Annotated in this window: 5 protein-coding genes and 1 tRNA gene; 2 read left to right on the forward strand and 4 right to left on the reverse strand. The window is 31.5% G+C overall.

The window, feature by feature from the left end; translation table 11 throughout:
* Positions 1-6 precede the first annotated feature (6 nt).
* Positions 7-80 (forward strand) — tRNA-Asn (locus MED152_RS07910).
* 70 nt (positions 81-150) lie between these two features.
* Here the strand turns inward: MED152_RS07910 and MED152_RS07915 are convergent.
* The 4 genes from MED152_RS07915 to MED152_RS07930 form a co-directional block, all read right to left on the reverse strand.
* Positions 151-1,122, reverse strand: coding sequence for a type I phosphomannose isomerase catalytic subunit (locus MED152_RS07915; RefSeq protein ID WP_015481341.1), 972 nt, complete (start codon positions 1,120-1,122; stop codon positions 151-153).
* A gap of 49 nt (positions 1,123-1,171) precedes the next feature.
* Positions 1,172-1,594, reverse strand: coding sequence for a hypothetical protein (locus tag MED152_RS07920; RefSeq protein ID WP_015481342.1), 423 nt, complete (start codon positions 1,592-1,594; stop codon positions 1,172-1,174).
* Between the two features lie 65 nt (positions 1,595-1,659).
* Positions 1,660-2,727: a zinc metalloprotease gene (locus tag MED152_RS07925; protein ID WP_015481343.1), complete on the reverse strand. Its 1,068-nt coding sequence runs from the start codon at positions 2,725-2,727 to the stop codon at positions 1,660-1,662.
* 216 nt (positions 2,728-2,943) lie between these two features.
* The gene (locus MED152_RS07930; protein ID WP_015481344.1) at positions 2,944-4,158 is read right to left on the reverse strand and encodes an aminotransferase class V-fold PLP-dependent enzyme; all 1,215 of its coding nucleotides are present in this window, start codon (positions 4,156-4,158) and stop codon (positions 2,944-2,946) included.
* 97 nt (positions 4,159-4,255) lie between these two features.
* On the opposite strand from MED152_RS07930, the gene MED152_RS07935 reads away from it, so the two are divergent.
* Complete coding sequence (locus tag MED152_RS07935) at positions 4,256-5,581, forward strand: serine hydrolase (RefSeq protein ID WP_015481345.1); 1,326 nt, start codon at positions 4,256-4,258, stop codon at positions 5,579-5,581.
* Positions 5,582-5,742: the final 161 nt, after the last annotated feature.

A 5,742-nucleotide genomic window follows, 5' to 3' on the forward strand; every position in this document is an offset into this window, starting at 1 on the left:
GCAAACTCCTCCTTAGCTCAGTTGGTTAGAGCATCTGACTGTTAATCAGAGGGTCCTTGGTTCGAGTCCAAGAGGGGGAGCAAAAAAGCCTTATCTAATTGAGATAAGGCTTTTTTAATTTATACAATTCAAACTTAAAATACTTCTTTTTTAATAATACACTTCTAATAATTTTGCGTTAGAAGCCTCAATATTAATACTGTTAATTGCAGCTGGCAACAAAATAGTTTCACCACAATTTATACTATATGTTTTATTTTCATGATGAATAGTTGCATTACCTTCTACACACATAAAAATTATAAACGAATCTATAGCTGAATAATCTTTTTCAATTTTTGAATCTACATCTAAAATATTTGTAGTAAAATATGGCGAATGCACTAGTTTGTTAGATTTATTTTTATCTAACTCATAAGACGTTTTATAACTATCATGCACTTGATAATCAATGACATCTATTGCTTGCTCATTATGTAAATCTCTTTTTTTACCAGTTTTAGCATCTACTCTGTCATAATCGTAAATTCTATAGGTAATGTCTGAAGTTTGCTGAATTTCTGCCAACAAAACTCCTGCTCCAATTGCATGTACTCTTCCTGTAGGAATGTAAAAAGTATCTCCTTTATTTACATTTTCATGATGCATTACGTCTAAAATTGTATTGTTTTTTAGATGCTCTTTGTATTCATCTTTATTAATTTCTTTATCAAAACCAACTATTAACTCAGCTTCCTCATCTGCTTGCATTACATACCACATTTCATTTTTACCAAATGAATTGTGCCTTTCTTTTGCTATTTCATTACTAGGATGCACCTGAATAGAAAGTGGTGTTTTAGCATCTATGAACTTAATTAGTAAAGGAAACTCTTCACCAAATTTTTCGTACACGTTGTTTCCAACAAAATCTCCTTTAAACTCATTGGTTAAATCTCTTAACGATTTACCTACTAAATTACCATCTGCAACTAAGGTTTCATCTCCAGAAACATCTGATATTTCCCAAGATTCACCAATATTCTCTTCTGTGTACTCTTTATTTAATTCTGTTTTTAGTTTTTCACCACCCCAAATTCTGTACTTATACAAAGGCGTAAACTTTAAAGGATAAAAATTCATAATAATTTATTTTATTCAAAGATAACAAAATGACCTTTTTAGAAATGTTTTACTCGTTTAATGATATTATATATGCATATAAACTGCGTAAAGCTTTAGGTGGGTTACCATGATCAAACTCAACAGAACTATATGTGGTATTGTCTTTTGTGATATTTAGGGCTGCAAACATAGCACCATCTGTATACCTTTTTTCTGAAGGTGCTTCCATTTGATTCATTTGTGATAAATCAATTTCATTTACCAATTTAGTTAGTTTGCTAATTTGAGTTTTACTTAAAACTTTAGTCTTTTTTGTATCTGAGGAACTAAAATTGAATTTACCATTTTCGATAGTCATTAAAAAAGACGAACCTCTAGTTTTAGCTTCATATTTTATTGATAGATTATCTTCTTGATGCGCATCTTGACTCTTACAATCTAAGCAAGCAAAAAAGACCAAGAAACCTAAAACTTTAATGTATTTATTCATAATTGACTTTTAAATTAACAAAAAAAGGCGTCTAAAGACGCCTTTTTACTAAATTTTTGAAAGTATTAGTTTCCTGCAATTGAGGCTCTTCCACCTCCTGAAGCAAATAAAGCTCTCATTCTTTCTTTTTGACCTTCACTAAACATATTCATACAAGCATCATCTGTATAATCCATGTAATTCATGAATTGATCATTACTTCTACAGTGATATGCTGTTGTAGGACAACCATAATTTGGCCTGTCTGAAGATGGTGTATCTGCAACAAAATCATCTCTGTTACATCTTCCATCACCCCAAATATGTCTTAAGTTTAGATAATGACCAACTTCGTGAGTTGTAGTTCTACCTCCATCAAAAGGTGCAGCAACGTAACCAGTTGTTCCAAAGTACTGAGGAGAAACTACTATACCATCTGTAGCAAGGCTACCTCCAGGAAATTGTGCATAACCTAAAATTCCACCACCAATATTTGCAACCCAAATATTCATGTGAGTTTCTGGAGTTACAGGAGGATAAGCAGATTTTACTGCATTATTAGTACCCCAAGCAGTTGTTGTACTTGCGTTTCTAAATGTTCCTGCTAATGAAAATGTAATTTCTGTATCTGCTGCTACACCTGCAAAAGCACTTGGTGTATTGTTTGCATCGTTATTAGTTCTTCTAAAATCATCATTTAAAACTGCAATTTGGGAGTTTATTTGAGCATCAGAAATATTTTCATTTGAGTTACTATAAACAACGTGCACATAAACAGGAATGTTTACAATACCTAAGTTGTCTGAAACTGGTGGGTCTCCTCCACCATCATTTCCTCCACCACCATTTCCATTTCCATTACCAGCACCAGATGGCTTTTTTCCAGCAATAAAACTTCTAGTAGCATATTCAATATCGTACATTTTTTTATAAAGCCCTTTATTTTCTGCAAGTTGTCTATTTAAAACCTGCATAGAATAACATTCTTTACCATCTTTTTCTGATGGTCCTTTAGCTTCTAAATCGTCTGTATGAACAAAAAAGTCGCTCATATCTATTTTAGATTGTTGATCGTTTGAAATGTCTGTTGTTTCATCTTGACATCCCACAAAAATTCCTGTTGCTAATAGCAAGCCTAATAATGATTTTCTCATAAATTAAAATGATTTTGGGGTTTAATTAAAAAGTTAAAGTAAGTTAATTTTTTATAAAATAATTAATGAAAATGTTTAAATAATAACAATTATTCATAATTATGTTAAATTTTTTAACGATGCGAATATACCGTTATTTTTAACATTTCAAAATAATTCATAAAAAAAATCATCAAATATTGATGATTTTTAAATTTTTACAAGAAAACAGTGAATTTATGACAACATAGTAACCGCCCTTTTTAATGCGTTCACAAAAACGTCTATTTCATTTTTCGTATTGTAGAAAGAAAACGATGCTCTTACAGTTCCTGGTATTTGAAAGTAGTCCATAATAGGTTGTGCACAATGATGCCCAGTTCTAACTGCAATACCTAATTTGTCTAAAATTGCTCCAATATCATAAGGATGAATCTCATTTACATTAAACGAAATAACTGCAGTTTTTTCTGCTGATGTTCCATAGATTTTTAATCCTTCAATTTTAAGTAATTCTTCTGTAGCATAAACTAACAAATCATTTTCATAAGATGCAATATTATCAAAACCAACAGAATTCATGTAATCTAAAGCTGCACCAAAAGCGATTCCTCCACAGATATTTGGAGTACCAGCCTCGAACTTATGAGGTAAACCTGCATAGGTAGTTTTTTTAAAAGAAACAGTGGCAATCATTTCTCCTCCTCCTTGATAAGGTGGTAATTTTTCTAACCATTCTTGTTTGCCATACAATAAACCAACTCCTGTTGGCCCACATAATTTATGAGCAGATGCTACATAAAAATCTACGTCTAAAGCCTGTACATCTGGCTTAATATGAGGTGTAGCTTGTGCACCATCAATTAAAACTGCAGCATTAACTTTATGTGCGGCTTCAATAATTTCTTCTATAGGATTTACGGTACCTAAAGCATTAGACACATGATTACAAAAAACAAGTTTTGTATTTTCATTTAACAACTCATGATAGGTTTGCAAATCTAACACACCATCAGCAGTCATTGGTATTACCTTTAAAATAGCGCCTGTTTTTTCGCATAGCATTTGCCAAGGCACAATATTAGAATGATGCTCTAAAGCAGAAACAATTAATTCATCTCCCTTACTCAATAAAGACTCAAAACCTGAAGCCACCATATTTATGGCATGTGTTGTACCTGCAGTTAAAATAATTTCATAAGCTTCTTTCGCATTAAAATGATGCTGAATTTTTATACGCGCTTCTTCGTATTTATCTGTAGCTTCCTGGCTTAATGTATGCACACCTCTGTGAATGTTTGCATTGTAATTGCTGTAATAATCTACAATAGTATCTATAACAACTTGAGGTGTTTGAGAAGTTGCTGCATTATCAAAATACACTAAAGGTTTACCATGTACTTTTCTTTTTAGTATTGGAAAATCTTCTCTAATCTTATCTACATTAAACATGGGAATCATTTTAAAATACAAAGATAAAACTTGATTTTTTAAAGTGCGAAGAAAGACAATATGATTTTCTTATTTTTACATCACTAAACTCTTTGCAATGAAAATTTTAAAGCGAATTTTACTTTTATTCTCTATTTCTTTAATCCTTATTATTTTTTTTAACTATCCAAAATTAAATATGCTTTCTGGTTATGCTGCCAAAAGTACAGCTTCATCTGTATTTCTTGCTGAGAGAGATTTAGATGTTACTAATGCTACAGACAACAATTTTTCTCCTGTAAACTTAGCTACAAACACCGTGAATGCTGATAAGAAAATTGCCATTTCTTCTGCATTCGGACTTTTAACAAGAAAAGCAATTTATAGAGATGGTTTAGGTGCTGTACTTACACTGTCTAAAGAGGATGAATCTGCCACTTATTTAAAACCGAAAAGAAGTATTCCTGATAATAAAACGCCTTATCCTTATGGAAATGCAGAACAGAAAGACACTATTTTCAACAATATTGATTATTCAAAATTAGATGATGCTTTAACCTATTTATTTGACGAAAAAAATCAAACTAGAGCTGCTATAATTTTGTACAAAGATCAAATCATTGCAGAAAAATATGCTGATGGTTTTACAAAAGAATCTAAGTTATTAGGCTGGTCTATGACAAAAAGCATTACCAGTACCATTTTCGGAATTTTAGAGCATCAACAAAAAATAAATGTGCAAGACAAAGCACCAATAGCCGCTTGGAAAAATGATGAAAGAAGCAAAATTACCATTCATAATCTGCTACAAATGAATTCTGGTTTAGAATGGGATGAGAATTATGACAAAATTTCTGACGCCACAAAAATGCTTTTTTTAGAGAGAGATATGACTAAAACCCAAGAACTAAAAGAACTTGCAGGTCAACCAAACCAAAGCTGGAATTATTCTTCTGGAACCACCAATTTATTATCTGGTATTCTTAGAAAACAATTTCAATCTCATCAAGAATATTTAGATTTTTGGTATACAGATTTAATCGATAAAATAGGCATGAATTCTATGCTAATAGAAACTGATTTAGAAGGCAATTATGTAGGGTCTTCTTATGCTTGGGCATCAGCCAGAGATTGGGCTAAATTGGGCTTACTTTATTTAAAAAATGGAAACTGGAAAGGCGAACAACTCTTTGATGAAAATTGGGTAAAATATGCTACAGAACCTACACCAAGCTCTAAAGGTTGGTATGGTGCTCAAATTTGGCTTAATGCTGGCAATAGGTACCCAAGCGTTTCTAAGAACATGTACTTTTTTAGTGGTTACCAAGGGCAAAATGTATTTATTTTGCCAGATGAAGAAATGGTAATTGTAAGGCTAGGTTTAACCAAAAACGCAGACGTAAATACCTTTCTAGAAAAAGTTGTTAACAGCATCCGAAATTAAACTTAACGTTAAATGTCTGATAATAACTGAAATCTGTTAAATTCTTGTTAATAAGTTTCGACTTTTTTATTTACTTTTAGGCTTTAAAATTAAAAAACATTCTTTTTCCCTCCTTGACAGGTGTTTTTTTGCCTATGAAATAATTAATTTATTTAATAAAG

The sequence above is a fragment of the Polaribacter sp. MED152 genome (genome assembly GCF_000152945.2).
Lineage (GTDB): Bacteria > Bacteroidota > Bacteroidia > Flavobacteriales > Flavobacteriaceae > Polaribacter.

What these genes read in the sequence shown, in the direction of transcription:
- MED152_RS07915 (WP_015481341.1), bottom strand. Translation starts at nt 1,122, where the DNA reads ATGAATTTTTATCCTTTAAAGTTTACGCCTTTGTATAAGTACAGAATT.
- MED152_RS07920 (WP_015481342.1), bottom strand. Translation starts at nt 1,594, where the DNA reads ATGAATAAATACATTAAAGTTTTAGGTTTCTTGGTCTTTTTTGCTTGC.
- MED152_RS07925 (WP_015481343.1), bottom strand. Translation starts at nt 2,727, where the DNA reads ATGAGAAAATCATTATTAGGCTTGCTATTAGCAACAGGAATTTTTGTG.
- MED152_RS07930 (WP_015481344.1), bottom strand. Translation starts at nt 4,158, where the DNA reads ATGTTTAATGTAGATAAGATTAGAGAAGATTTTCCAATACTAAAAAGA.
- MED152_RS07935 (WP_015481345.1), top strand. Translation starts at nt 4,256, where the DNA reads ATGAAAATTTTAAAGCGAATTTTACTTTTATTCTCTATTTCTTTAATC.